Source organism: Bacteroides sp. D55t1_190419_B8 (assembly GCF_015558905.1).
Classification (GTDB): domain Bacteria; phylum Bacteroidota; class Bacteroidia; order Bacteroidales; family Bacteroidaceae; genus Bacteroides; species Bacteroides vicugnae.
In genome coordinates, this window is record NZ_JADMOU010000001.1 from 161,027 (window position 1) to 187,735 (window position 26,709).

The 26,709-nt window shown below is 41.4% G+C and carries 24 protein-coding genes and 2 tRNA genes; 18 read left to right on the forward strand and 8 right to left on the reverse strand.

The annotated features are described in order from the left end of the window. Positions 1-57 precede the first annotated feature (57 nt). Both I2I13_RS00575 and I2I13_RS00580 read left to right on the forward strand, forming a co-directional pair. On the forward strand, positions 58-897 hold the full coding sequence (locus I2I13_RS00575) for a glycogen/starch synthase (RefSeq protein WP_195648465.1): 840 nt from the start codon (positions 58-60) through the stop codon (positions 895-897). Between the two features lie 20 nt (positions 898-917). Further along, positions 918-2,621, forward strand: coding sequence for a DUF4270 domain-containing protein (locus tag I2I13_RS00580; protein ID WP_195648466.1), 1,704 nt, complete (start codon positions 918-920; stop codon positions 2,619-2,621). Positions 2,622-2,843: 222 nt separating this feature from the next. Here I2I13_RS00580 and I2I13_RS00585 read toward each other — a convergent pair whose 3' ends face one another. The 3 genes from I2I13_RS00585 to I2I13_RS00595 are packed head-to-tail and all read right to left on the reverse strand — an operon-like array spanning position 2,844 to position 7,535. Continuing rightward, positions 2,844-4,298: a glycoside hydrolase family 57 protein gene (locus I2I13_RS00585; RefSeq protein WP_195648467.1), complete on the reverse strand. Its 1,455-nt coding sequence runs from the start codon at positions 4,296-4,298 to the stop codon at positions 2,844-2,846. Positions 4,299-4,315: 17 nt separating this feature from the next. Beyond that, complete coding sequence (locus tag I2I13_RS00590; RefSeq protein ID WP_164727216.1) at positions 4,316-5,581, reverse strand: glycosyltransferase family 4 protein; 1,266 nt, start codon at positions 5,579-5,581, stop codon at positions 4,316-4,318. A 16-nt stretch (positions 5,582-5,597) separates the two neighbouring features. Further along, positions 5,598-7,535, reverse strand: coding sequence for a glycogen debranching enzyme N-terminal domain-containing protein (locus I2I13_RS00595; RefSeq protein WP_148364336.1), 1,938 nt, complete (start codon positions 7,533-7,535; stop codon positions 5,598-5,600). A 213-nt stretch (positions 7,536-7,748) separates the two neighbouring features. Between I2I13_RS00595 and I2I13_RS00600 the strand changes: the two genes are divergently transcribed. Beyond that, positions 7,749-8,417: a rhomboid family intramembrane serine protease gene (locus I2I13_RS00600; protein ID WP_148364335.1), complete on the forward strand. Its 669-nt coding sequence runs from the start codon at positions 7,749-7,751 to the stop codon at positions 8,415-8,417. 140 nt (positions 8,418-8,557) lie between these two features. On the opposite strand, the gene I2I13_RS00605 is transcribed toward I2I13_RS00600, so the two are convergent. Beyond that, positions 8,558-9,157: a MarC family protein gene (locus I2I13_RS00605; protein WP_004301781.1), complete on the reverse strand. Its 600-nt coding sequence runs from the start codon at positions 9,155-9,157 to the stop codon at positions 8,558-8,560. Between the two features lie 137 nt (positions 9,158-9,294). Between I2I13_RS00605 and I2I13_RS00610 the strand changes: the two genes are divergently transcribed. Then, complete coding sequence (locus I2I13_RS00610; protein ID WP_148364334.1) at positions 9,295-9,963, forward strand: Crp/Fnr family transcriptional regulator; 669 nt, start codon at positions 9,295-9,297, stop codon at positions 9,961-9,963. Between the two features lie 90 nt (positions 9,964-10,053). Here I2I13_RS00610 and guaA read toward each other — a convergent pair whose 3' ends face one another. Then, positions 10,054-11,577, reverse strand: a complete 1,524-nt coding sequence (gene guaA / locus I2I13_RS00615) for a glutamine-hydrolyzing GMP synthase (protein ID WP_148364333.1) — start codon at positions 11,575-11,577, stop codon at positions 10,054-10,056. Positions 11,578-11,708: 131 nt separating this feature from the next. Beyond that, positions 11,709-12,155, reverse strand: coding sequence for a large-conductance mechanosensitive channel protein MscL (mscL, locus tag I2I13_RS00620; protein ID WP_148364332.1), 447 nt, complete (start codon positions 12,153-12,155; stop codon positions 11,709-11,711). A gap of 142 nt (positions 12,156-12,297) precedes the next feature. Between mscL and gap the strand changes: the two genes are divergently transcribed. From gap to I2I13_RS00655, 7 genes are all read left to right on the forward strand, one after another. Then, on the forward strand, positions 12,298-13,308 hold the full coding sequence (gene gap, locus I2I13_RS00625; protein WP_143258094.1) for a type I glyceraldehyde-3-phosphate dehydrogenase: 1,011 nt from the start codon (positions 12,298-12,300) through the stop codon (positions 13,306-13,308). Positions 13,309-13,480: 172 nt separating this feature from the next. Further along, complete coding sequence (locus I2I13_RS00630) at positions 13,481-15,541, forward strand: M3 family metallopeptidase (protein ID WP_195648468.1); 2,061 nt, start codon at positions 13,481-13,483, stop codon at positions 15,539-15,541. Positions 15,542-15,565: 24 nt separating this feature from the next. Then, on the forward strand, positions 15,566-16,081 hold the full coding sequence (locus tag I2I13_RS00635) for a DUF4847 family protein (RefSeq protein ID WP_148364330.1): 516 nt from the start codon (positions 15,566-15,568) through the stop codon (positions 16,079-16,081). A gap of 8 nt (positions 16,082-16,089) precedes the next feature. Next, complete coding sequence (locus tag I2I13_RS00640) at positions 16,090-16,539, forward strand: dCMP deaminase family protein (RefSeq protein ID WP_148364329.1); 450 nt, start codon at positions 16,090-16,092, stop codon at positions 16,537-16,539. Between the two features lie 30 nt (positions 16,540-16,569). Next, entirely contained in the window at positions 16,570-18,321 is a 1,752-nt protein-coding gene (locus I2I13_RS00645; RefSeq protein WP_195648469.1) for a S41 family peptidase, read from the forward strand. Next, entirely contained in the window at positions 18,299-18,826 is a 528-nt protein-coding gene (locus tag I2I13_RS00650) for a 5-formyltetrahydrofolate cyclo-ligase (RefSeq protein WP_229091884.1), read from the forward strand. Before I2I13_RS00645 ends, I2I13_RS00650 begins: the two co-directional genes overlap by 23 nt. Beyond that, positions 18,771-19,562, forward strand: a complete 792-nt coding sequence (locus I2I13_RS00655; RefSeq protein WP_148364326.1) for a histidinol-phosphatase — start codon at positions 18,771-18,773, stop codon at positions 19,560-19,562. Before I2I13_RS00650 ends, I2I13_RS00655 begins: the two co-directional genes overlap by 56 nt. Here I2I13_RS00655 and I2I13_RS00660 read toward each other — a convergent pair. Both I2I13_RS00660 and I2I13_RS00665 read right to left on the reverse strand, forming a co-directional pair. Further along, positions 19,549-19,836, reverse strand: coding sequence for a DUF721 domain-containing protein (locus I2I13_RS00660; protein WP_074638816.1), 288 nt, complete (start codon positions 19,834-19,836; stop codon positions 19,549-19,551). The two genes, I2I13_RS00655 and I2I13_RS00660, sit on opposite strands and share 14 nt — an antisense overlap. Then, entirely contained in the window at positions 19,823-20,941 is a 1,119-nt protein-coding gene (locus I2I13_RS00665; RefSeq protein ID WP_074638815.1) for a DNA replication/repair protein RecF, read from the reverse strand. The genes I2I13_RS00660 and I2I13_RS00665 overlap by 14 nt, the downstream gene beginning before the upstream one ends. Positions 20,942-21,101: 160 nt before the next feature. Here I2I13_RS00665 and I2I13_RS00670 point away from each other — a divergent pair, with 160 nt between their 5' ends. The 7 genes from I2I13_RS00670 (at position 21,102) to I2I13_RS00700 (ending at position 26,691) form a co-directional block, all read left to right on the forward strand. After that, positions 21,102-21,785 carry a tetratricopeptide repeat protein gene (locus I2I13_RS00670; RefSeq protein WP_074638814.1) on the forward strand — a complete coding sequence of 228 codons (684 nt, stop codon included), beginning with the start codon at positions 21,102-21,104 and terminating at the stop codon, positions 21,783-21,785. 153 nt (positions 21,786-21,938) lie between these two features. Next, entirely contained in the window at positions 21,939-22,433 is a 495-nt protein-coding gene (gene ribH / locus I2I13_RS00675; protein ID WP_004301766.1) for a 6,7-dimethyl-8-ribityllumazine synthase, read from the forward strand. A 50-nt stretch (positions 22,434-22,483) separates the two neighbouring features. Beyond that, positions 22,484-22,566, forward strand: a tRNA-Tyr gene (locus tag I2I13_RS00680). A 9-nt stretch (positions 22,567-22,575) separates the two neighbouring features. Then, positions 22,576-22,648 (forward strand) — tRNA-Gly (locus I2I13_RS00685). A gap of 62 nt (positions 22,649-22,710) precedes the next feature. Then, positions 22,711-23,970, forward strand: a complete 1,260-nt coding sequence (locus I2I13_RS00690; RefSeq protein ID WP_195648470.1) for a Gfo/Idh/MocA family protein — start codon at positions 22,711-22,713, stop codon at positions 23,968-23,970. 306 nt (positions 23,971-24,276) lie between these two features. Next, the gene (locus I2I13_RS00695; protein WP_074560297.1) at positions 24,277-25,686 is read left to right on the forward strand and encodes a Gfo/Idh/MocA family protein; all 1,410 of its coding nucleotides are present in this window, start codon (positions 24,277-24,279) and stop codon (positions 25,684-25,686) included. A gap of 114 nt (positions 25,687-25,800) precedes the next feature. Next, positions 25,801-26,691: a YitT family protein gene (locus I2I13_RS00700; protein WP_074560295.1), complete on the forward strand. Its 891-nt coding sequence runs from the start codon at positions 25,801-25,803 to the stop codon at positions 26,689-26,691. Positions 26,692-26,709: the final 18 nt, after the last annotated feature.

Below are 26,709 nucleotides of genomic sequence, written 5' to 3' on the forward strand. Positions count from 1 at the left end.
TTTAATGTGTCTTTTTTTTCGTATCTTTGCAGAATATTATAGTGAACTATTGTTATTATGACAAAGGCGAATAAAGTTTTATTTATTACTCAAGAGATTACACCTTACGTTTCAGAATCCGAAATGGCCAATATAGGTAGAAACCTTCCACAGGCGATACAAGAAAAAGGCCGTGAAATCAGAACCTTTATGCCTAAATGGGGAAATATCAATGAGCGCAGAAATCAACTGCACGAAGTGATCCGCCTCTCTGGTATGAACCTGATTATCGATGATACTGACCACCCCTTGATTATAAAAGTTGCTTCTATCCAATCCGCACGCATGCAGGTATATTTCATCGATAACGATGACTATTTCCAGAATCGGATGCAGACAACGGATGAAAATGGTATAGAATATGATGATAATGATAGCCGTGCCATTTTCTATGCACGCGGTGTATTGGAAACAGTGAAAAAGCTCCGCTGGTGTCCTGATGTCATTCACTGTCATGGCTGGATGACAGCTTTAGCTCCTCTTTATATTAAGAAAGCCTATAAAGACGAACCTTCTTTCCGCGACGCTAAAGTGGTATTCTCTGTTTATGAAGATGATTTCAAGAATACACTTAGCGACGATTTCGCAACAAAACTGATGCTGAAAGGTATTACCAAGAAAGATTTAGGTGATTTGAAGGAACCGGTAGACTACGCCGCTCTTTGCAAACTCGCTGTTGACTATTCGGACGGAGTAATACAAAACAGTGAAAAGGTAGACGAGTCTATTATTGAATATGCCCGCCAATCTGGCAAATTGGTACTTGACTACCAGAACCCGGAAAACTATGCGGATGCCTGCAACGAGTTCTACGATAAAGTATGGGAAGCCACTGCAAACGAAGAAGAAGAAGAATAAAAAATCAAGATACGACGATCATGAAAGCAAAATACGCCTTAATAGCTTTACTGGCAATCACCTTTTGGGGTTGTGATGACAACACTGCCGGACTGGGATTGGGAATGTTTCCGGGAAGCGACCAAAATATCAATGGAAAGCTATCTACATTTGATGTAACTACCGAATCCGTTCATGCCGGTAAGATATATGCAATGACCAATGTGGGGTATGTAGGAAAGTTCACTGATGAAACATTCGGAACTTATCAGGCAGGTTTCTTGGCGCAACTTAACTGTCCGACTGGAATGACATTCCCCGGAGTATATGATGGTACTGCTTTGGACAGTAAAGGGAAAGCTACCCGGGTAATGGTAGGGGACGATAATGAATATAATAAAGATGTGACTTTCATACGCGATGATAAAAATAATATAATTGGCAACATCCATACAATTGAACTTTATTTGTGGTACAGCAGTTATTTTGGAGATTCATTAACAGCCTGCCGCCTAAGTGTTTATGAATTAGGAGGTGAAGGGAAGAAAGAACTAAATGCAGATAACGCTTACTATACTGATATCAACCCAGAAGAGTATTACAATTCTCAGAATATATTAGGTACTAAAGCATACACAGCTGTTGATCTTTCCGTAAAAGACTCTATCCGTAACCTTAGCACATATGTCCCAAGTGTACATGTTTCTTTCAAGAATGAAGCTGCAATAAGAATAGGTACAGAAATAATAAAAAAATCCAGAGAATTAGGTGTCAATCTTGATAATAAAGCATTCAAAGATATATTTAAAGGAATCTATATAAAAAGTGATTATGGTGACGGTACGGTACTTTATATAGATCAAGCACAAATGAATGTAGTATATAAATGCTACGCTGTTGATACACTTAAGGGTACTATCCTACCCAAACAAGTAGTAAAAGAAGGAGAGTCTAAAGATTCTACTTATTATGGCTATCGTACCTTTGCTACTACTCGTGAAGTTATTCAAGCTAATCAATTAAACAATGACAAGGATGCTATTCAAAAGTGCATTGATGAAGATACTTGGACATACCTAAAGAGTCCAGCAGGAATTTTTACTCAAGTAACCATTCCTGTTAGCCAGATAGCAGAAAAACTCCAAGGTGATACATTAAATGCTGTCAAGTTAGGAATGCCTATCTATAATGAAACCAATGATAAAAAGTTTGGTATGTCTACTCCTAATAATGTTTTATTGATACGTAAAAAGTATAAAGACAGTTTTTTCAAAGACAACCAGCTAAGTGATGGTATAACCTCATCTCTATTTACCCCTACCACAACCAACTTTACTCAATATACATTCAATAATATCACTCAAATGATAAATGATTGTTTAGCAGATAGAGAGAAAGCTGAGAAAGAAATACGGGAAAAGGGATCTATAACAATCAAAACAACTGATTTAGAAGGAAATAGCAAAAATGAATCGGTCAATGATATTAAAGACTGGGAAAAGTTAAGTGAGTGGAACAAATTCGTACTTATCCCAGTACTTGTGACTAAAGATTCTTCTTCAAGTAATAGCTACTATGGTTCCAGTAATATTATCAGTATACAACATGATTTAAAACCTGGTTATGCACGTTTGAAAGGAGGTAGCAAAGGAAGTATACAAGATACTCATGGTAACCCTTCATATCCAGAGTATTTACTCAAACTTGAAGTTGTCTCTACAAACTTCGGAACAAAATCGAAATAAAAGACAAGTAAAATAATCTATAAAATAATAGCACAGGTAACATTAGAGTAACCTGTGCTATTATTTTATAGATATATTCAGATGAAGCAGCCAAGGCAAATTTCACTCTTTGTATTATAAAAAAAGACATTCATTGAAATCCCTTAAAATCTCTATCATAAAAAACCGTGAGTGTCTTTTATCTTACCCACGGTTCCAATATATAATAATTCTTATACTCCCTTATTTAGCAGCAGCCTTTTTAGCTTTACCTGTAGCCTTCTTCGGCTCCGCAGCTGCTTTCTTAGCTTCAGCTTTCTTTGCAGCAGGCTTTGATTTAGCAACAGCTTTCTCTTTTACTGCCGGTTCTTTAGCATCAGCAGCCTTTTTGACTGTCGTTTTCTTTGCCGCTTCTGCTTTTGCCTGCCATTTAGCCACTTCTTTTTCCAACTCGGTAATCTCATCTCCCTGGTTCTTAATTGTAGTCAACAAAGAATTTAATTCTTCACTGTCTACATCAGCAGGATATAGTGCATCTACCCGTTTGATAAAGTCACCCAGAATATTCATATAGTTGGTGAAAGCATCATAAGGAGAATCATAGATCCCACGATTCAGCCACATACCATTATTCTTCGTTGTCATGAAACGGAAGTTATTGCTAGCCTGCAAATAATCCCAATCCTGTTTGATACGACGGTCGTCACACAAATGCACACGTTCAGCTACACTATACAATTTATTGAAAGCCTCGCGTTGCATAACATTACCTAGCCAACAACTAGTATCTCTTTCTTCATCTACCCATGACATCGGATATGCAACATCAAGCTGTGACACTGATTTCAACTTCGTTACAATTTCTGTCGGTGTAGAGAAAGTGATTCCCTTAGCCTTTGCGCATTCCGGTAATGCTTTCAAGAATTCAAGAATATTAGAAGATAACGGTTGAGCCATACCAAGTGCGCTCAATTCCATGAAGATATTAATTACTTGTTCTTCTTGCGGTAATGCATCGATCCAATTAATATATTTATCAGCGAACAAAGGATATTCCGCCCAATCCGAATTGGAGAAACGCAAGCTGATATCGTCAGAAAGTTTGAAATCTCTCAACAAAAGCTTAAGACTGGGAGCTTGATTACAGTGATAGACATAATGCGGACTCTTCCATCCCAACACATGTTTAGCACCTTCCGTTAACATCCCCTTAAAACCCATAGAAGCTACCAAGCCACCAATTTCATCAGAATAAATCAGACTAGAATTGCGGAACACTTTCGGTTCTTTACCAAACATCTGTTTCATCTTATCACGTTGACGAAGCACTTCTTCGCGGAAGCAATCCTCGTTGGCAAGTGAAGACAAACCATGTGAATAAGGTTCACACAAGAACTCACAACATCCTGTTTCATTCAACTGATGCAATAAATCAATGACTGCCGGAGCATGAATTTCCAATTGTTCCAAGGCTACCCCCGAGATAGAAAGCGCTACTTTAAAGCCCCCCCCCGAGTTCTTCACCATCTCAATTAAAGTATTGAGAGCAGGAATATATGAACGTTCAGCGACCTCATTCATACCCGTTTCATTCGCATAATCATCGTAATAATAATGATCATTACCAATATCGAAGAAACGATAGCGTTTCAAATGGATAATTTGATGTATTTCAAAATAAAGACAGATAGTTCTCATTTTTATTTATTGTTTTGTTATTTACCATAGTTTCTTAACACAGCATCATAGAGAGCACGGATTCTCAAGCCGACTTTTTCCCAAGTAATCCCATCCACTTCTTTCTTACCTTCTTCCTTGAGGTATTCGAAAAGAGACGGATTAGTACAAAGAGAGTGGATAGCGTCAGCCATTGCATGAATATCCCAGTAGTCAGTTTTTATCACCTTATCAAGAATCTCGCCACACCCTGACTGCTTAGAAATGATGGAAGGCGTTCCACACTGCATCGCCTCCAATGGAGCAATACCGAAAGGTTCAGAGACAGACGGCATGACAAACACATCACTGTTCTTATAAACTTCATATACCTGCTTACCTTTCATAAAACCAGGGAAATGAAACCGGTCAGCAATACCACGCTCGGCCACCAGATTGATCATGGCATTCAACATATCACCCGAGCCAGCCATAACGAAACGAATATTACGAGTACGACGCAACACAAGAGCAGCAGCTTCTACAAAATATTCCGGCCCTTTCTGCATCGTAATACGTCCGAGGAAAGTGACCACCTTTTCTTTTGAATGATCGGGACGTGGAATGTCCAGCAGCTCCTGCGACAATGGATAAACAGCATTATGCACTGCAAATACTTTTCTAGGGTCCTGATGATACTCGTTAATAACAGTGCGGCGAGTCAACTCGGACACGCACATGATACAATCGGCATGATCCATACCATTCTTCTCAATCGAATAAACAGTAGGATTGACTTTGCCACGAGAACGGTCAAAATCAGTGGCATGCACATGGATACAAAGCGGCTTTCCACTTACCATCTTGGCATGTACACCGGCAGGGTAAGTGAGCCAGTCGTGAGCATGAATAATATCAAACTCCTGCTGACGGGCTACTACTCCGGCAATGATCGAGAAATTATTAATTTCTTCGTGCAAGTTCCCGGGATAGCCACCTGCAAATTCCATACATCCCAAATCATTCACATGCATATAAGAAAAATCGGCATAGATATGATCACGGAAAGAATAATACTCCTCCGGTGTCATTTCCAACAAACGGGACTTCAAGTAATCGTAGTGGACATCACGCCATACGATGGGTACTTGATTCATACCGATTATTTTCAAGAACTTTTCTTCTTCGCCGCTAGGCTTAGGCATACAGAAAATCGTCTCCATATCACCTTGCAGACTCAATCCTTTAGTTATTCCATAAGAAGCAACCGCAAGACCACCATATATTTTGGGAGGGAATTCCCATCCAAACATTAAAACTTTCATCTTCGTTCCTCCTTTTTTAATAATACTTAGACAGTAGCTTTAAGACACGCAGTATTTCTGCTACATTCATCGCGAACGACACCGCGCCACGTCCTTTGAAAGGCGGGTTCCCATCGAACAACTCGGGAATGGAACCAACACAATGGCTTGTCATCTCGTCATCATAACTAATAAGCTGGCGTTCAACAAATGACAATCCGCTCATCTTATAAATTCGAAGATAAGCTTCCAGATAGAATCCCATCAACCAAGGCCAAGCAGTTCCCTGATGATAAGCATAATCCCGTTGTATCTGCGGACCCACATAGTTAGGATTATATCCACCACTCTTCGGACTCAATGAACGAATTCCTTTCGGAGTGAGCAGCTCTTTGGTCACAATATCAAGCACCTGTTTCTTTTGTGCACGATCCAAAGGAGAATAATCAAACGCTACGGCAAATATCATGTTAGGACGTACACTCCAATCCATCATATTACCGTCAACATAATCAAGCAGATAACCATATTCGTTACGGAATACCTCGACAAAAGACTTTCCGGTTACTTCCGCCTGCGCATCGAGTTCATCCGCCAAGTATACGTCTCCCCCTTCGCGCACCAAATCAGCGATGAAACGCAGCGCATTATACCACAACGCATTAAATTCAACAATATATCCTGTACGAGGAATCACCGGATGTCCGTTCACAGTAGAGTTCATCCATGTAATCGCCTTATCCGTACCGTTAGCAAAAAGTAATCCATTGTCATGCAAAAAGAGATTCTCATGTTTCCGCTGACGGATAAACTCCATCATATCTTTCAGGAGTTCTCCATATTTCTGACGACATTGCTCACGGGAAGTCTCTTTTGCATATTGCTGCAAAGCCCAGACAGCCCAAAGCAAAACGTCCGGATGCTCCATTTCATAAATCTTGTATCCGACAGGTTCTTCATTAATAAAGTTGCGAATCGCTTTTTCCGCCGTTTTCATCACATCCTCAAACTGGTCGACCTCATCGAGCGCAAGCGTCAGCCCCGGCAGTGCAATGAACATATCACGCGCACGACACTTAAACCACGGATAACCGGCAAGAATATAATGTTCGTCTTCCTGTTGGTTATGGAACTGATGAGCGGAATTCTTCAGGCAGTGATAAAAGCTATCACGCGGGGTACGATCAGCCACTTCAGCCTCAAATGTCTGTTTCAATCTACGGGGAGTCACTTCTGAAGTTCCGGCAGAGAATACGATACTCTCCCCTTTCTTTATATCCACCTCAAAATAACCGGGAACATAAAGGTCTTCATTGAAGTCATACCCTCGTTCTTGTTCTTTCGGGTATTCAATCCCCCGATACCAGTCAGGCATGAAATGGAACTCACACTTTTTATTCAACTGCATATAAAGTTCCGGATAGCCGGGATACATACAGGTTTTAATACCATTTTCCACAAGTTGATACTCGCGGCTTGCCTGCCCATTTTCATGTGTGTACTCGCGTACACTCCTGAAAGCGAGGAACGGGCGAAAGCGCAAGGTTGTGGCCGAATGCGCATCAAGTAACGTATAACGAATCAGGATTCTATTTTCATGATGTACAAAGATTTTTTCTTTGCGGAGGATAACACCTCCGACACGGTAAGTTGTTGCCGGGATATGCTCACAGTCAAACTCACGGATATACTTGTGTCCGTTAGGACTAAAGTTGTTTCCTTGATATTTGTGCAACCCCAAGTTAAACTCCGCACCGTGTTGAATTACCGTTTCATCAAGAGAAGATAGCAGCACATGATTTTCATCGTCGAGATTGGGAACTGGAATCACCAACAGGCCGTGATATTTGCGTGTGTTACAATCAACAATCGTCGTACAATGATAAGCTCCTGCTTTGTTCGTCCGGAGGATTTCTCTTTGAAGAGATTCTTCCAGATTCGTCATGAGGGTCTTGTCAAATCGTAAATAACTCATAGTTGTGCATTATTAAAGGTTAATTATTGGTCATTATATCGTATATCTATTTATTGTTACATACCGTATATATTGGCTGTAGCATCATATACAACGGGTATAACGCCCAAATGTACAAATTATAGATAAAAACAAAAATAAAAAGGCTTTTTATTTTCAGATTTTGTGCAAATATTCGTAGTATTGCGTAAAATATCTAAAGAAAAGAATGTCATGAAGCAAGATATTCAGCGTATCATGCTGGCTGCAGCAAAGCCTTTGTTCCTTATTTTTATCCTCTATTTACTCAAGATTATGGAAGTCGGAATGGACTGGGACTTCTCTCGCTTGGGGGTATATCCTATGGAGAAACGGGGACTGGTAGGTATTTTAACTCACCCGCTGATACACAGCGGATTCAGTCATTTACTGGCAAACACAATCCCTTTATTTTTCTTGTCATGGTGTCTTTTTTACTTTTACCGGGGGATAGCAAATAAAATTTTCATCCTAATCTGGCTAGGAGGCGGACTACTAACTTTCCTGATCGGAAAACCGGGATGGCACATCGGTGCCAGCGGATTGATTTACGGACTTGCCTTCTTTCTCTTTTTCAGTGGTATTCTCCGCAAATATGTTCCACTCATTGCCATTTCTCTACTCGTCACCTTTTTGTATGGAGGAATTATATGGCATATGTTTCCTTATTTCTCCCCCACCAATATGTCGTGGGAAGGTCATCTCAGCGGTGGAGTTATAGGAACATTCTGTGCTTTCGTTTTCGTCAATCACGGTCCACAACGACCGGAACCTTTTGCAGACGAAGCGGAAGAAGAAGAGAATATAGAAGAAGTAACGACAGCAACGGCAGAAGAGGAAAAAGAAGAGAAAGAACCATTATAAATGCCACCTCATGCCACCGTACTGTCACAACTGTGCCATCGTATTGGCACAATTATGACATAGGCGTGGCACAACTGTGCCACCATGGTGGCACAGTTAATATAATAGCTTTCCAGTTCAATAAGATAATCTGAATTCAATCAAGACCGATGCAACGCCTCAATCAATAACGTTATATTTGCCGTAAACAATCTTACAGATATAGCCAATAAGATGATGCCGAAGAACTTACGAATAATATAAATACCTCCTTTTCCCAGGAAACGTTCTACACGACCGGTCATACTCACTACAAAGTAAACCCAGATCATGTTCAAGACTAAAGCTATAATGATATTAACACTGGCATATTCCGCCCGGAGAGAAAGCAAAGTGGTGAAAGCTCCGGCACCTGCCAACAGAGGAAAGACGAGCGGTACCAAAGTTGCTTCTTTGATAGGACCCTGGTTCTTGAAAATCTCAATATCCAGAATCATCTCCAAAGACATGAGGAAAATGACAAATGCGCCGGCTACTGCAAACGACTCAATATCTACATGGAAGAGTTTCAGCATCATATCTCCCGCATAGAAAAATCCGATCAGCAAAGCAAAAGAGATGACAGTAGCTTTCATTGCATTCACATCTTTCCCTTTTTCTTTCAGGTTAATTATAATAGGTATAGAGCCGATAATGTCTATCACGGCAAAAAGTACGATAAACGCACTGATCATCTGTTGCCAATTGAAGCCTGCGAACATAATTTCCTCCTTTTTTTCTGCAAATATACTCTATTTTTATGCATTCAAACAATAAAAAAAACAAAAAGAACGCTCAGATATTGACAGCAGTATTGTATTATGAGTAAATTTGTACGATTAACAAGAGATTACAACATATGGAAACAATGTTCGACACTTTACTCCAATTGCCTTTATTTCAAGGTCTTTGTCATGAAGATTTCACAAGTATTCTGGATAAGGTCAAGCTACACTTTATCAAGCATAAAGTGGGAGAAACTATCATAGAAAATGGTAGTCCGTGTAAACAACTCTGCTTTCTGTTAAAAGGAGAGGTTTCTATCGTCACAAGTTCCAAAGAAAATATATACACCGTCATTGAACAGATGGAAGCACCTTACCTGCTGGAACCACAGTCGTTGTTCGGCATGAACACCAATTACACTTCCGCTTATATAGCACATACGGAAGCACACACTGTCAGCATCAGCAAAGCGTTTGTACTTAGCGACCTGTTCAAATATGAAATATTCCGGCTCAACTACATGAACATTGTCAGCAACCGGGCACAAAATCTTTATTCCCGTTTATGGGAAGAACCGACACAAGACTTACAAGAGAAAATCATTCGCTTTTTCCTGCTACATTGTGAAAAAACGCAGGGAGAAAAGATATTCAAAGTAAAAATGGATGACCTTGCCCGCTACTTAGATGACACTCGGTTGAATACATCAAAAGCACTCAACGAGCTACAAGACAAAGGATTATTAGAGTTACGCCGGAAAGAGATTCTTATTCCGGACGCACAAAAGCTGATAAGCGAATAGATACGAATTAACCAACAAAAGAAATTATCTATCACAAAAATAGCCTCAACAGGAATTTCCATTGAGGCTATTTTTATGATACAAAGTGTATTATTCCCATTCAATAGTTGCCGGCGGCTTGGAACTGATATCATAGGTGACACGGTTCACTCCTTTCACCTTATTAATAATATCATTCGATACCTTACCCATAAATTCATAAGGCAGATGTGCCCAGTCAGCTGTCATGGCATCAGTAGATGTCACAGCACGCAAAGCAACCGCTCTCTCATAAGTACGTTCATCTCCCATTACACCCACGGACTGTACCGGCAACAAGATAACCCCCGCCTGCCATACTTTATCATACAATCCCCAGTCACGCAATCCCTGGATAAAGATATCGTCAGCATCCTGCAGAATACGTACTTTTTCAGGAGTAATATCTCCCAGAATACGCACTGCCAGTCCCGGTCCCGGAAACGGATGACGGGTAATCAGATGCTCCGGCATACCCAACTCACGGCCCACCCGGCGAACTTCATCCTTAAACAACAAACGAAGCGGCTCACACAACTTCAGATTCATCTTTTCAGGAAGTCCCCCTACATTATGATGGCTCTTTATTACCGTACCCGTAATAGACAATGACTCAATGCAATCCGGATAAATAGTACCCTGCGCCAGCCATTTCACGTCTTTTATCTTATGAGCTTCTACATCGAACACATCGATAAAGCCCTTACCTATAATTTTACGCTTACTTTCCGGTTCAACCACCCCAGCCAGTTCTGCGAAGAACTTTGCACTGGCATCAACGCCAATCACATTCAAACCGAGACACTCATAATCCTTCATCACATTCTTGAACTCATTCTTACGCAGCATACCATGATCTACAAAGATACAAGTCAAGTTCTTGCCAATAGCCTTGTTCAGCAACACTGCTGCAACCGAAGAATCGACTCCGCCACTCAAACCGAGAACGACTTTATCATCCCCCAACTGCGCTTTCAGCTCGGCAACCGTACTTTCAATGAATGAAGCCGGCGACCAGTCTTGTTTGCAACCGCAAACATCTACCACAAAGTTCTTCAGGATTTGAGTTCCGTCTTCACTATGGAATACTTCCGGATGGAATTGAACACCCCACACTTGCTCACCTTCTACCTGATAAGCAGCAATCTCCACTTTATCTGTTGAAGCTATTTTCTTGAAATTATCGGGAATAGCAGTAATCGTATCTCCATGGCTCATCCATACCTGCGACCCATCACGCACTCCTTTAAACAGCACATTATCTTTGCAGAATGAAGCCAAGTGAGCACGTCCATATTCGCGTGTTCCGGCCGGTTCCACTTTTCCGCCATTAGTGTATGACATAAATTGTGCACCATAACAAATACCCAATATCGGATATTTACCACGAATTTCACTCAAATCTACTTTGAAAGCATCTTTATCGTAAACCGAGAAAGGACTTCCGGAGAGAATAACCCCTTTAATAGTCGGGTCTTCTTTAGGAAATTTGTTATAAGGAACAATTTCACAATACGTATCCAATTCGCGTACACGACGACCTATAAGCTGTGTTGTCTGCGAACCGAAATCAAGAATTATTATTTTTTCCTGCATATCAATGGTTGGATTTTGAATAAATTGAGTTGCAAAAGTAGAAAAAAGTACGCAATCTATATTAATAATGAAGAGAAAAATAAAGGAGATTCACCAGTTTACACTTGGAACCTCCTTTATTTCAATTAGAATCAACGATTCTTTTCTTTCAATAAATCACGTATCTCCGTCAACAAAACCTCCTCCTTCGTTGGCGCAGGAGGAGCTGGAGGAGTGGCTGCCACTTCTGCCTGTTTTTTAGTTGTCAACTTCGTAATCAACCGTATAAATAAGAATATAGCGAAAGCTATAATCAGAAAATCAAAGGTGGCTTGCAGAAACTGGCCATAATCCAACGTCACGGCCGGAGCTATCTCCTTGCCGTCAGCACCAATCTCCGCTGCTTTCATCACCCATTTCAAATCTGTAAAGTTCACACCGCCAACCAGTAAACCAATCGGAGGCATGATAACATTAGCAACCAATGATGATACGATTTTTCCAAATGCACCACCAATAACAACACCGACAGCCATGTCAATGACGTTACCTTTCATAGCAAACGCCTTAAAGTCCTGTAAAAATGTGTTCTTTCCCATCTTTTTTCAATATTTAATGTGAATTTAATATGCGAATATAAAAACATTTTTGTAATTTTGCACCGCATTTGAAAATAAAACAAGTGCGAAGGCTGAGAGATATTTGAACAAATATTATAAAACCCTTAAAAGTTTAAACAAAATGATTAAAGTAGGTATTAATGGATTCGGACGTATCGGACGTTTCGTTTTCCGCGCTGCAATGACAAGAAACGATATTCAAATCGTAGGTATCAATGACCTTTGCCCGGTTGATTACTTGGCTTATATGCTGAAATACGACACAATGCATGGTCAATTCGATGGTACTATCGAAGCAGATGTTGAAAACAGCAAACTGATCGTTAACGGTCAAGCTATCCGTATCACAGCTGAAAGAAACCCGGCTGACCTGAAATGGAATGAAGTAGGCGCAGAATACGTTGTTGAATCTACAGGTTTGTTCTTGAGCAAAGACAAAGCTCAGGCTCACATCGAAGCTGGTGCAAAATATGTTGTAATGTCAGCTCCTTCTAAAGATGACACTCCGATGTTCGTTTGCGGTGTAAACGAAAAAACATACGTAAAAGGTACTCAATTCGTATCTAACGCTTCTTGTACTACTAACTGTTTGGCTCCTATCGCTAAAGTATTGAACGACAAGTTCGGTATCCTTGACGGTTTGATGACTACAGTTCACTCTACAACTGCTACTCAGAAAACAGTTGACGGTCCTTCTATGAAAGACTGGAGAGGTGGTCGTGCTGCTTCTGGCAACATCATCCCTTCTTCTACTGGTGCTGCTAAGGCTGTAGGTAAAGTAATCCCTGCATTGAACGGCAAATTGACTGGTATGTCTATGCGTGTTCCGACTTTGGACGTATCTGTAGTTGACTTGACAGTTAACTTGGCTAAACCGGCTACTTACGCTGAAATCTGCGCTGCAATGAAAGAAGCTTCTGAAGGCGAATTGAAAGGTATCCTGGGTTACACTGAAGATGCAGTAGTTTCTTCTGACTTCTTGGGTGACACTCGTACTTCTATCTTCGACGCTAAAGCAGGTATCGCTTTGACTGATACTTTCGTTAAAGTTGTATCTTGGTATGACAACGAAATCGGTTACTCTAACAAAGTTCTTGACTTGATCGCTCACATGGCATCAGTTAACGCTTAATTAGAAGCCTGAACAATATAGAAACCGCTGCGGGAAACCGTAGCGGTTTTTTTATACATTTCATTTTATATATTGTTAAAAAGCAACGTGTTATCCGTTGAATAAGCTACAATTTTAGTAGCTTTGTACCTCTATGAAGAGATTATTACTAACATTGATACTAGTTTGCACTATGAACAATATAATAAATGCCCAGAATCCTTTCTACGGGCAATATCATACGCCGCACGAAACCGTGCCGTTCGACCGGATTAAAACCGAACATTATGAACCTGCTATTCTGGAAGGAATCAGGCTGCAAAATGCTGAAATAGAAGCTATCATACAGAATCCGGAAAAGGCTGACTTCACCAATACAATAGAAGCTTTCGACGAATCCGGAGAATTACTGGATAAAGTAGTAGCCGTCTTCGGCAATATGCTAAGCGCAGAAACGAATGACGACCTGCAAGAACTGGCTCAAAAGATAATGCCGTTGCTTAGTGAACACAGCAACAATATCACACTGAACGAAAAGTTATTCGCACGTGTGAAAGAAGTGTATAACCAGAAAGAGGCTTTGCAACTGACACAGGAACAAAAACAGTTACTGGAAAATGCATATAACAGCTTTGTACGCCATGGCGCCAACCTGGAAGGAGAAGCACGGGAAGAATACCGTCGCCTGACTACCGAATTGAGTAAACTGACTCTAACTTTCAGTGAAAACAATCTGAAAGAGACGAATGCTTATCAAATGCTGTTAACAAAAAAAGAAAGCCTCGCCGGACTACCCGAAATTATCATAGAAGCAGCTGCAGAAACAGCCAAGAGCGAAGGAAAGGAAGGATGGGCGTTCACGCTTCACGCTCCGAGCTATGTTCCTTTCATGACGTATTCCGATAATCGGGATTTACGTCAAAAACTGTATATGGCTTATAACACCAAATGTACACACGATAACGAATTCAATAATATCGACATCGTAAAAAAAATAGCCAATACACGCATGAAAATAGCCCAATTACTGGGATACAAAGATTATGCGGAATATACGCTAAAGAAAAGAATGGCTGAAAACAGCAAGTCGGTATACAAGCTACTCAACCAACTGTTGGAAGCATATACTCCTACTGCACAGCAAGAATATAAAGAGATACAGGAACTGGCTCGTAAAGAACAGGGAGCTGATTTCGTTGTCATGCCTTGGGACTGGAATTATTATTCAAACAAACTGAAAGACAAAAAATTCAATATCAACGAAGAAATGCTTCGCCCCTACTTCGAACTGGAACAAGTGAAGAAAGGAGTGTTTGGTCTGGCTGAAAAGTTATATGGAATCACGTTCCGGAAAAACACAGAGATTCCGGTTTACCATAAAGAGGTGGAAGCCTTTGAAGTGTTTGATAAAGACGGTAAATTCTTAGCCGTCCTATACACCGACTTCCATCCGCGTCCGGGAAAACGTGCCGGAGCTTGGATGACGAGTTACAAGGAGCAATGGATAGATAAAAAGACCGGTGAAAACAGCCGTCCGCATGTATCCGTTGTAATGAACTTCACCAAGCCAACCGAGAATAAGCCTGCTTTATTGACTTTCAATGAGGTAGAAACATTTTTACATGAGTTCGGACATAGCCTGCACGGTATGTTTGCCAATTCCACTTACAGGAGTTTAAGTGGAACTAATGTATATTGGGATTTCGTGGAACTTCCCTCACAAATTATGGAGAATTTCGCCATAGAGAAAGATTTCCTCAATACCTTTGCCCGTCATTATCAGACGGGAGAAGTTTTGCCGGATGAATTGATAAAACGTCTTGTAGATGCATCAAACTTCAATATTGCGTATGCTTGTCTGAGACAAATAAGTTTCGGTCTACTTGATATGGCATGGTATACGCGTAACACTCCTTTTGAAGGAGATGTGAAAGCTTATGAACAGGAAGCCTGGAAGGATGCGCAAATATTACCGGTAGTACAAGAAGCTTGCATGAGTACGCAGTTCTCCCACATCTTTGCCGGTGGATATGCCGCTGGGTACTACAGCTACAAATGGGCGGAAGTATTGGATGCTGACGCTTTTTCATTATTCAAGCAAAAAGGGATATTCAATCAGGAAGTGGCAGACTCATTCCGCAATAATATTCTGTCGAAAGGAGGAACGGAACATCCGATGGTACTTTATAAACGTTTCCGCGGACAGGAACCGAGCATTGATGCTTTGCTAATCAGAAATGGGATAAAGAAATAAGTATTAAGTTATTAGATATTAAATATGAAGAGAAGTATATTTCAAATAGTAGGATTGCTTTTATTGCTTCCTTTATTTTCTGGATGTAATGATTCGGACGATGTAGCTGCTATCTTTACAGGAAAAACTTGGAAACTAAATTATATCACAGTAGATGGAGGTCATGAGATGTTTGGCTTTTGGGAGAATGAAGAACAAGAAAAAGCAAGTATTGAAGAGCTTAATAAAAACGGTACATACAACATCGTATTTGATGGTACAGTAGATGGAGATGTTATCAACGGAAATATAAAAGGAAGTGTAATTGCAACCAGTACTTTTGAAGGGAAATGGAATGCCAACGCCAAGAACAACAGTTTTAAAGCTACAGTCACCACCGCTGGTAGCTATGGCAACGATAGACTCGCCAAAAATTTTATAGAGGGACTTAATACCGCCACATCTTACGAAGGAGACAGTAACAACTTATACCTTTTATACAAACCGGCATCCGGAAAACAAACTTTCCGCATGGTTTTCCGGGTAGTCAGCAATAAATAGTAAACAACATGGACACTAAAAAGAAACAATTAGAACTTGACAAACGTTATATACGCATGGCCAGCATATGGGCTGAAAATTCCTATTGCCAACGCCGTAAAGTAGGAGCTTTAATTGTTAAGGATAAAATGATTATCTCCGACGGATATAACGGGACACCTTCCGGATTCGAGAATGTATGTGAAGATGAAAACAACCTGACAAAACCATACGTTCTGCATGCGGAAGCCAATGCCATTACCAAAATAGCGCGTTCAAACAACAGTAGCGACGGTGCTACCATGTACGTCACCGCCTCTCCTTGCATCGAATGTGCAAAGTTAATCATACAGGCGGGAATCAAACGGGTAGTTTATTCCGAGCATTACCGCCTGGAAGATGGAATAGAGTTATTAAAACGGGCGGGAATCGAAGTTATCTACACAGAGTTAGATGATAATTCCTCTCCCAATAAATAAGAAGACGAACGTTTTAAAAAAGGAATAGACATGAGTACAAAAAACTCTTCACGTTTCACACCTGTCATCATAGCAGTCAGCGTGGTAGTCGGGATTCTTATCGGTACATTTTATGCCAAGCATTTTGCCGGCAACCGTTTGGGTATCATCAACGGTTCCTCCAATAAGCTAAACGCATTGTTACGCATTGTAGACGATCAATATGTCGACACCGTAAACATGGCCGATTTGGTAGAAAAAGCCATGCCGCAAATTCTAGCCGAACTGGATCCGCATTCAACTTATATCCCAGCCCTAAATCTCGAAGAAGTCAACTCTGAGCTGGAAGGCAGCTTCAGCGGAATTGGCATCCAGTTTACCATACAGAATGACACCATTCATGTCAATGCTGTTGTTCAGGGAGGTCCTTCTGAAAAGATAGGATTAATGGCGGGCGACCGCATTGTTACTGTAGACGATAGCTTGTTTGTCGGCAAGAAAGTAACGAACGAACGGGCTATGCGCACCTTGAAAGGTCCGAAAGGCTCACAAGTAAAATTGGGAATCAGACGAACAGGAGAAAAGGACTTATTACACTTCAACATCACGCGTGGAGACATTCCTCAAAATACCGTAGATGCCGCTTATATGTTAAATGACAATATCGGTTATGTGAAAGTCAGTAAATTCGGACGTACCAGTCATGTAGAATTGCTGAATGCATTAGCACAGCTCAACCATAAAAAATGCAAAGGTCTAATCATTGACCTACGCGGTAATACCGGAGGATATATGGAAGCAGCCATCCGCATGGTTAATGAATTCCTGCCCGAAGGCAAGTTGATCGTATATACTCAAGGCCGTAAATATCCACGTGCAGAAGAATTTGCTAACGGTACGGGTAGCTGTCAGAAAATGCCGCTTGTTGTATTGATTGACGAAGGTTCTGCTTCTGCCAGTGAAATCTTCACCGGAGCTATTCAAGATAACGACCGGGGTACAGTTGTAGGACGCCGTTCTTTCGGTAAGGGACTTGTGCAACAGCCCATCGATTTCAGTGATGGATCGGCTATCCGCCTGACTATCGCCCGCTACTACACCCCATCCGGACGTTGCATCCAACGCCCGTACGAAAGTGGTAAAGACCGTAACTATGAGCTGGATTTATATACCCGTTACGAACATGGAGAATTTTTCTCACGTGATAGTATCAAGCAGAATGAGAGTGAACGTTATAATACCAGCTTGGGACGTACTGTGTATGGCGGTGGTGGTATCATGCCGGATATATTCGTACCGCAGGATACGACGGGAGTCACTTCTTATCTATCGACAGTTATTAACCGGGGATTGACTATTCAGTTCACATTCCAGTACACCGACAACAATCGGAAGAAATTAAGCCAATACGAAACAGAGGAAGAATTGCTGAATTATCTTCGTCATCAGGGTTTGGTGGAACAGTTTGTCCGTTTTGCTGACAGTAAAGGAGTGAAAAGAAGAAACATCCTCATTCAGAAATCATACAAATTATTGGAAAAGAACCTCTTCGGCAACATCATCTACAACATGCTTGGATTGGAAGCTTATCTCCAATACTTCAACAAGACAGATGCTACTGTTATTAAAGGTATTGAGATACTTGAAAAAGGAGAAGCTTTCCCAAAAGCTCCGGTAGCCGTTGAAGAGGAAGAAGTGACGAAGGATAAAAAAGATGGAAAGAAAAAAAGAACTGCGCAAGCATATAGCATTACTGAAGACCCGACACGCGGATTCAACTATGCGAAAGCTGCAATCAGCTAACATACTTGCCGCCCTCGAAGCCCATCCGGCTTTCAGGGCGGCAAATACAGTATTACTATACCATTCGCTGAATGACGAAGTAGACACACATGCCTTTATTCAAAAATGGAGGACTGAAAAGCGGATCCTACTCCCCGTAGTAGTAGGCGATGATTTAGAACTACGGATATACACCGGACCGGAAGACATGTCAATCAGCGGTATCTACGGTATAGCAGAACCAACCGGAGAAATATTCACAGACTATGCAGCCATAGACTTCATCGTCGTTCCCGGAGTAGCTTTCGATGCTAAAGGTAACCGTCTGGGACGGGGAAAAGGATATTATGACCGTCTCCTGCCACGCATACCATCAGCCTACAAAGCAGGAATCTGTTTCCCATTTCAATTAGTAGAAGAAGTTCCGGCGGAATCATTCGACATCCGCATGGATATAATTATAACAATCAATGAAGACGAATTATCACACCCATACCACCCGCTGCCATCATGCGACAGGGAGTGACGAAGAATTTGTTTTAAGTGCCATCAAAGGCGGCTATCAAGAATTAGGTTTTTCTGACCACACTCCGTGGAAATACCACACTGATTATATATCCGACATCCGGATGCTTCCCGAAGAATTAGCGGAATATGTGGAAAGCATCCGTTCGCTGCAAGAGAAATATAAAAATCAAATCAGCATAAAAATAGGATTGGAATGCGAATATTTTCCTGAATACATACACTGGCTAAAAGGAGTCATCAAAGAATATAAACTGGACTATATCATCTTCGGAAACCACCATTTTCACACAGATGAGAAGTTTCCCTACTTCGGCCGGAATACAGATTCGGTAGACATGCTCGAACTCTATGAAGAGAGTGCTATTGAAGGAATGGAAAGCGGACTATTTGCCTACCTTGCCCATCCGGATTTATTTATGCGTTCTTACCCCGAGTTCGATCGTCATTGTAAGCTAGTCAGCAGGCATATCTGCCGGACAGCAGTACGGTTAAACTTACCGTTGGAATATAATATCGGATATGAAGAATATAATGACATTCATGGTATTACTACCATTCCTCATCCGGATTTCTGGAAAATAGCCGCCCATGAAGGTTGCACCGCTATCATCGGCGTGGACGCCCATAACAATCAATATTTGGAAAATCCTTTTTATTACAACCGTGCAACCGAAACACTCCGGAAGCTAGGCATAAAGGTGATAGACAGAATATCTTTCTTCAACGAAAAATAATATTTGTAATAACGGTAGCCCCGACTTTCTGATTCAGCGTGCGTACCAATACCTCACGCCCCATCATCAATTCCTGACGAAGAGCAGCAGAAGTCAGATGCACATACAATGTCTGATTACGAATATAAAGATTGCTGGTATAAGCCGCCGCCGGTCCCAAGATTTGAGGCCAGGCATCCAGCAGCCTTTGTTCGTTCAGCGGAGATTCCAAACTCTCCTGACGAAGAAACTGTTGAATCAGTTTTCCTATTTGTTCGGCATCATTGCGCTTCATTTTCAGCCTCCGTTTCTTGAATTGTACCCTCCTCTACACGAAATATTTTATAATCGCTGCCTACCTTATGTAAAATACGGTCGAGATGTCCCCGGTTCGTATCCGTTATAAATATCTGCCCGAAATTGTCTCCGGCCACCAGCTTCACAATTTGCTCTACACGGGAAGCATCCAACTTATCAAAAATATCATCCAGTAATAATAAAGGAACAGTCCGACCGGTACGTTTCAAAAAATCAAACTGTGCCAGTTTCAATGCTACCAGATACGTTTTGTTCTGTCCCTGCGAACCTTCTTTCTTTATCGGGAATTCACCCAACAACATATTCAACTCATCTTTATGAATGCCACGCAAAGAGAATCCCATTATCTTATCCCTCTCCCTGCTTTGCTTCAACACTTCCAACAAAGAAGCATCCCGCGCATGAGACTCATAAGATAGTCCCACCACCTCTTTATCTTGCGAAATAAAGGAATAGAAAGATTGGAAAATAGGAATAAACTCCCGGATAAACGCTTCACGCTTCTGGAATACGATTGCACCGGCTTGCGCCATCATCTCCTCCCATACAAGAAACAGCTCCTCCTCCACCGGAAACTCACTCTTCAACAATGTGTTACGCTGCGCCAATGCTTTATTGTACCGTATCAGCGCTTCAAGATATTCCTTATCATACTGCGAAATCACTACATCCATAAACCGGCGGCGCTCCTCACTTCCTCCGGCTATCAATTCGGAATCGGCAGGTGAAACCATCACCAGGGGCAGAAACCCGATGTGGTCCGAAAAACGACTATATTCTTTCTTGTTCCGTTTAAATTGTTTCTTCGAACGGCGTTTCATCCCACAATAAATCTCTTCAGGAGTTCCGTCCTCCGCTTCATAAAAGCCCTGAATCACGAAAAAGTCTTGTTCATGACGAATATTTTGAGAATCAATCGGGTTTCCGGAGCTCTTACAGAAAGACAAGAAATACACCGCATCCAGCAGATTCGTCTTTCCCATTCCATTCAGTCCGAAAAAGCAATTCAGCTTAGCAGAGAATCCCAGTTCTACCTCTTCCAGATTCTTATAGTTTAATACAGATATTCGTTTCAGTATCATTGTGTACACGTTAATTTGTTCACAAAAGTAGCAAGATTTTCGTGGTTTTCGGGTGTAAAACAAAAAAAGATGCTTCTAAATTTCGTTTGTAGATATAAAAAAACTACTTTTGCGAGTCGAAATATCAAACGGTGAATAATAACAAAAAGAATCATATAAAATGGCAGAACAAAAGAATCAGAACGAACATCTGAACGTAGAAGATGCACTGACACAATCGGAAGCATTTCTTATCAAGTACAAAAACGCAATTATTGGCGGTGTTGTTGCTGTGATTATTATTGTAGCAGGTTTTATCATGTACAAAAACCTCTATGCTGAACCACGTGAGGAAAAAGCACAGGCAGCTCTTTTCAAAGGACAGGAATACTTTGAACAGGATGCTTTTGAGCAGGCTTTGAATGGCGACAGCATCGGTTATGCAGGTTTCCTGAAAGTTGCCGATGACTACAGCGGAACAAAAGCGGCAAATCTGGCAAAAGCTTATGCTGGTATTTGCTACGCACAACTTGGCAAATATGAAGAAGCAGTGAAGATGCTGGACAGTTTCAATGGAAAAGACCAAATGGTTGCTCCGGCAATCTTGGGTGCTGCAGGTAACTGCTATGCACAACTTGGCCAATTAGACAAAGCGGCTTCTACTTTACTGTCGGCTGCAGACAAAGCAGACAACAACACATTAAGCCCGATCTTCCTGATACAAGCCGGTGAAATCCTGGTAAAACAGGGAAAATATGACGATGCTGTAAACGCTTACACTAAGATCAAGGATAAATACTTCCAATCTTATCAGGCTATGGACATCGACAAATATATCGAGCAAGCTAAATTGATGAAAAAATAATATACCTTATTATATAAGGGAATCGAGGCACGGATTACACCGGATTAAGCGGACTATCTATTAAAACCGTGGAATCCGTGAAATCCGTGCCTTTCTTCTTAATCTCTCATACTCTCAAATTTTCATTTTATAATCCTCAACTTTTAATTAACTATGGCAACAGCTTACCATAACTTATCCGAATATGATTTCAATTCCGTTCCGAATGCAGAAGCAATGAAATTTGGTATCGTCGTATCCGAATGGAATTTCAATATTACCGGTGCTTTACTGAAAGGTGCAGTCGATACATTAAAAAAACATGGAGCAAAAGACGAAAATATTCTGGTGAAAACTGTACCGGGAAGTTTCGAACTTACTTTTGGAGCCAACCAAATGATGGAAAATTGCGATCTTGATGCAATTATTGCAATTGGTTGCGTAATTAAAGGAGATACTCCACATTTTGATTATGTTTGCATGGGAGCAACCCAAGGAATTACCGAATTAAACGCAACTGGCGATATACCAGTTATTTACGGATTAATTACCACAAATACAATGGAGCAAGCAGAGGATCGTGCCGGTGGCAAACTGGGTAACAAAGGAGATGAATGTGCAATTACTGCAATAAAAATGATCGATTTTGTTTGGAGTTTAAATAAATAGTTGTATCTTTGCACCGCAATTGAGAAACAAACCTCCTCAAAAGCAAAAAAGGGCAAATACCAGAGTGGCCAAATGGGGCAGACTGTAAATCTGCTGTCTTTCGACTTCGGTGGTTCGAATCCATCTTTGCCCACAAAAAATTGCGGAAGTAGCTCAGTTGATAGAGCATTAGCCTTCCAAGCTGAGGGTCGCGGGTTTGAGCCCCGTCTTCCGCTCTCCAAAGAGAATCTGAGAAATTAGATTCTCTTTTTTTGTTTTACTTTAGTCCGCTAAGCTTATGAAGAATTCTCCGGTACAATCGCACGTACTCCGGCTAGCACATCCCCCTATCCCCACTGTCCGCATCGGGATTATAGGACTGGGCAATCGAGGATTGCTCACCTTACAACGTTATCTGCAAATCGAAGGAGTAGAAATCAAAGCTCTTTGTGAAATAAGAGAAGGAAATTTAAGTAAGGCTCAACAACTATTAAAAGAAGCCGGCCGTTCCGAAGCCACCGGATATACTGGAGTGGAGGGATGGAAAAAGATGTGCGAATCGGACGAAGCAGATTTAATATTCATCTGTACCGACTGGTTAATGCACACTCCAATGGCAACCTTCACAATGGAATGCAATAAGCATGTAGCCATTGAAGTTCCGGCTGCTATGAGCGTGGAAGAATGTTGGCAGTTAGTAGACACTGCAGAAAAAACCAAGCGACACTGCATCATGCTCGAAAATTGTTGTTATGATCCTTTTGCACTAATGACCCTCAATATGGCCCAACGAGGACTGTTCGGAGAAATCATGCATGTAGAAGGAGCCTACATTCACGATCTTCGTTCAATGTACTTTGCCGAAGAGAGCGAAGGCGGCTACCACAACCATTGGGGAAAAAGATACAGCATCGAACATACAGGCAATCCTTATCCCACTCATGGGTTAGGCCCCGCCTGTCAGATACTGGATATTCATCGCAGCGACAGAATGGAATATCTCGTTTCCATGTCTACTCATCAGGCAGGAATGAGCGAATATGCCCGCAGACTATTCGGCGAATATTCACCGGAAGCCCACCAGAAATATCAATTGGGAGATGTAAATACCACTCTCATCCACACGCTCAAAGGGAAGACGATCATGCTTCAATACGCCATATCCACCCCACGTCCTTACAGCCGCCTTCAAACAATATGCGGCACACTGGGATTCGCCCAGAAATACCCTGTCCCCTGTATCGCCCTGGATCCTAATGGAGACACTCCACTTGAAGGAGAACTGCTAGAAAAAATGATGGCACGCTATAAACATCCTTTCAGCGCAACCATTGGCGAAGAAGCACATCGCAGAGGCCTACCTAATGAGATGAATTATGTAATGGATTACCGCCTTATTCATTGTCTGCGCAACGGGCTTCCACTGGATATGGATGTATACGACGCTGCCGAGTGGTCGTGCATCACAGAACTAAGTGAAAAATCTGTACTGAATAAGAGCATGGCAGTAGAAATTCCGGATTTCACCAGGGGAGCCTGGAAAAAATACAAATACTAGGTTCCAACAGAAGTACAGCTGAAGCAGGTAGCTTACCCCAACAAGAGTAGTAAACGTTAAGCAATTCTAAAAAGGTGACTTTTTTTTAGGAAGAGTCTCTTTATGACATGTCTTTTATATGTATTTGACGTCACATAAGCCTACACAAAATCAGGTAGAAAAAGCCTGACTCATTTTTTACCTCATAATAGAAACTTATCTGATGAAAATATCGATTATAAATACAAATAATTGGCTAATTAATTACTATTTTTGACACGTAAATGAAAAACAGCGAATAACCCCTATTAAAAACTTTAAAATATGATGAAGAAACTACTTACAGTCACTGCCATCGGCTTGGCTTTGTTAACTTGGCACACCAGTTGTACTCAACAACCAAAGGCTCCGGAAGCCTTTACTCCCATCAAAGTAGAAACTCCTGCCCGCCCTGCCGGACAAGAAGATGTAATCCAACTCGTTACTCCTAAAATTGATACCGTTCGTGTCGGTTTCATCGGATTAGGAATGCGTGGTCCCGGCGCCGTGGCACGCTGGACCCATATCCCGGGAACTAAGATTGTAGCATTATGCGACCTGCTTCCCGAACGTGTTGAAAAATCACAAGAAATTTTGAAGAATGCCGGACTTCCTGAAGCTGCTTCTTACAGCGGTTCGGAAGAGGCATGGAAGCAACTTTGTGAACGAGACGATATTGATCTGGTATACATAGCCACCGACTGGAAACATCATGCAGCAATGGGTGTTTATGCCATGGAACATGGCAAACATGTAGCTATCGAAGTTCCTGCCGCCATGACACTGGATGAAATCTGGCAGCTAATCAATACTTCCGAAAAGACCCGTAAACATTGTATGCAGCTCGAAAACTGCGTATATGACTTCTTTGAACTGACCTCTTTAAACATGGCACAACAAGGCGTATTCGGAGAAGTGCTTCATGTAGAAGGTTCATATATCCACAATCTGGAAGATTTCTGGCCTGAATACTGGAATAACTGGCGAATGGATTATAATCATCTGCACCGTGGCGATGTATATGCTACCCACGGCATGGGTCCTGCTTGTCAGGTACTTAATATCCACCGTGGTGACCGCATGAAAACATTGGTATCAATGGATACGAAAGCTGTCAACGGACCGGCTTATATTAAGAAACAAACAGGAGAAGAAGTGACCGACTTCCAGAATGGTGACCAGACTTCTACCCTGATTCGCACAGAGAACGGAAAAACAATGTTGATTCAGCACAACGTAATGACTCCACGCCCATACAGCCGTATGTATCAAATAGTGGGAGCCGATGGTTATGCAAGCAAATATCCGATTGAAGAATATTGCCTGAGACCTTCACAAGTTGATTCAAAAGATGTGCCTAATCATGAGAATCTGAATGCACATGGTTCTGTACCTGAAAACGTAAAGAAAGCCTTGATGGATAAATATAAAGATCCTATTCATATAGAGCTGGAAGAAACAGCCAAGAAAGTAGGTGGACACGGTGGTATGGACTTTATCATGGACTACCGCCTGGCATATTGCTTGCAGAATGGACTGCCATTGGATATGGACGTTTATGACTTGGCAGAATGGTGTTGCATGGCTGAACTTACCAGACTTTCTATCGAAAACAATTCAGCTCCGGTAGAAGTACCCGACTTCACTCGTGGTGGATGGAATAAAGTACAAGGCTACCGTCACGCTTTTGCAAAATAAAACAGAATATTTCCTTTTAGCACGAGCATAATGAACCAATCCGGCTTCTCCCCCAAAGCCGGATTATTCATGGGTTCGTGTTTGAACATTTTATAGATTATCATTATCACGTTTATGAAAACAGCTATTCCAAAGCCTTCTAAGCAAAGCATTATCCGTGAAGCCAGAGATTATGTAATGATTGCCATCGGCATGATTTTGTATGGTATCGGTTGGACCGTTTTTCTGTTGCCTAACGATATCACCACCGGGGGAGTACCGGGTATTGCTTCTATCGTATATTGGGCCACAGGTTTTCCGGTACAATATACGTACTTCAGCATCAACCTCTTCTTGCTGTTACTGGCACTCAAGTTGCTGGGACTAAAGTTTTGCATCAAAACTATTTTCGGTGTATTTACTCTCACCTTCTTTCTGTCCGTCATTCAAAAACTGACGGCAGGTTTCGGTCTTCTCCACGACCAGCCCTTTATGGCATGTGTCATCGGAGCATCCTTCTGTGGAGGCGGCATAGGTGTTGCCTTTTCGGCCAATGGAAGTACGGGAGGTACAGATATTATTGCAGCCATCATCAACAAATACCGGGACATCACATTAGGAAGAGTCGTGCTTATCTGCGATATGATTATCATTTCTTCCAGTTATTTTGTCTTAAAAGACTGGGAAAAAGTGGTGTATGGGTTTGTAACTCTTTATATTTGTAGTTTCGTTCTCGACCAGGTAGTGAATAGTGCCCGCCAATCCGTACAGTTCTTTATCATATCTAACAAATATGAAGAAATAGGACGGCATATTAACGAATATCCACACCGGGGAGTGACGATTATCAATGCAACCGGCTTTTATACAGGACGAGAAGTAAAGATGATGTTTGTATTAGCCAAGAAAAGGGAATCGCCTATCATCTTCCGATTGATAAAAGACATAGACCCGAATGCATTTGTATCGCAAAGTGCTGTCATCGGAGTGTATGGAGAAGGATTCGATCATATCAAAGTAAAATAAAAAAGAAATGAAAAACCA